Origin of the sequence: Pseudarthrobacter sp. CC4 (assembly GCF_048957775.1) — a bacterium.
Taxonomy (GTDB): Bacteria; Actinomycetota; Actinomycetes; order Actinomycetales; family Micrococcaceae; genus Arthrobacter.
In genome coordinates, this window is sequence record NZ_JARCCZ010000065.1 from 1 (window position 1) to 1,559 (window position 1,559).

The following is a 1,559-nucleotide window of genomic DNA, read 5'->3' on the forward strand; positions in this document are numbered from 1 at the left end:
CTGAAGTCAATGAAACGGGCCAACAGCGGCATGACCTGGATCCGGCAAAAGCACGTCACGGCCTTCCTTCGTAACCTCGCTACCGCACCCAAAATCAGTCACGACACCTTCGATGAACTGCCCGACTCCCGCACCCGCGAGTACGTCCGAGGGCTCCTCACCGAACACGGGGTGCTCCCCCAGCGAAATGCGTTCCTGATTCGCTACGAAAGCTGGGCCACCCACGCCATGGAACGCGTCAGCGACCCACAGAACCTTGACGTGATCCGCCGCTACATCCGATGGCATCACCAGCGACGCATGCACCTCATGGACGAAGTCTCGCGCGGCACCTTCCTACGCGCCAAACAGGATGTCACCGTCGCCATCGACCTCCTGAACTGGCTCACCGGTCATGACATCAAACTGCCGGAACTGCAGCAGTCCCGCCTTGATGTATGGCAATCCGAGGGGCCCACGACGAGACGCATCGCTGAGCGCTTCCTCAAATGGGCCATCAAAACCAAGGCCGCCCCAGCGGGGCTCACCATCGTTCCGCACCGCCGCGGCACCAGCCCAAGACTCCCCAAGATCGGGCAAGACAAAGCGTTCCAACAAATCATCCACACCAACGCACTCGAGACCCGTGACCGGGCCGCCGCGATCCTCATCCTCGTCTTCGGACAACAAGCCGAAAACATCGCCCGGCTGACCTGGGACGACGTCACAGTCACTGAAGACTTAGTCACCATCCAACTCGGAACCACCAAAATTGCGCTGCCGGACCCGTTAGCCCAGCCATGGCGGGAGCTCGCCGCAAACCCAGGCCACGAACTGACCGCAGCACACCCCAACACCAAGTGGGTATTCCGCGGAACATCACCCGGCCGGCACATCCACCCAGGGCACCTCACAACCCGACTCAGCAAGCTCTTCAGCACCCGCGCCGCGCGACTCGGAACCCTCCACGAACTCACCAAACTCGCACCAGTGGCCATCATCGCCGAAACCCTCGGCTACTCCCCGACTACCATCGAACGCCACGCCACCGACTCGGCATCCGCCTATGCCCGGTACATCGCAGCAGTAAACGAGTCCGTCCTGCACGAAAGCCCGAGAAACTAGAACGGCTCGGTCTCGCTTGCGTCCGTGAGGGCATACCTAAAGCTGCCGGCCCCGACGATCCCAGTCCTGGCGACGGGCTTCTTCCTCGTCCCAGAAATGACCGTCGTAGTGGCGCACATAGAGCAGATAGGCGGTGAAGACCGCGCAGATAATCAGCATTGCCAGCATGAGGTAAAGAAAGGGACCCCAAGCTTGATTCCACCGGAATGCAATTTGCACGATTGCGTTTACGGCCATGAAGGACACCATGACCAGCTGCCAGCGAAATCCGCCCCGCGTCATACGCGGCTCAAGGCGCTTCCGACCCTCAGGCATATTCGGAGCCTACAGCCGGAGGAGCTTTCTGTCATGAGCTAACACCGGGCCCCGCCACCGAGCAGTGTGAGTGCCGTTCACCGTCGGGCAAATGACGGAGGCGGCTACTCCCGTCCCATGAATACCCGTGCATGCCAGTT

The 1,559-nt window shown here is 61.0% G+C and carries 2 protein-coding genes; one reads left to right on the forward strand and one right to left on the reverse strand.

Annotated features, from left to right (window positions below; genetic code table 11):
• A partial coding sequence (locus PV768_RS21745; protein WP_421094196.1) for a Fis family transcriptional regulator occupies positions 1-1,104 on the forward strand: 1,104 nt, incomplete at its 5' end.
• Positions 1,105-1,140: 36 nt separating this feature from the next.
• On the opposite strand, the gene PV768_RS21750 is transcribed toward PV768_RS21745, so the two are convergent.
• Positions 1,141-1,341: a hypothetical protein gene (locus PV768_RS21750; RefSeq protein WP_236820718.1), complete on the reverse strand. Its 201-nt coding sequence runs from the start codon at positions 1,339-1,341 to the stop codon at positions 1,141-1,143.
• Positions 1,342-1,559 lie beyond the last annotated feature (218 nt).

Coding starts and splice junctions, on each gene's coding strand:
- PV768_RS21750 (WP_236820718.1), bottom strand. CDS start 1,341: ATGGCCGTAAACGCAATCGTGCAAATTGCATTCCGGTGGAATCAAGCT.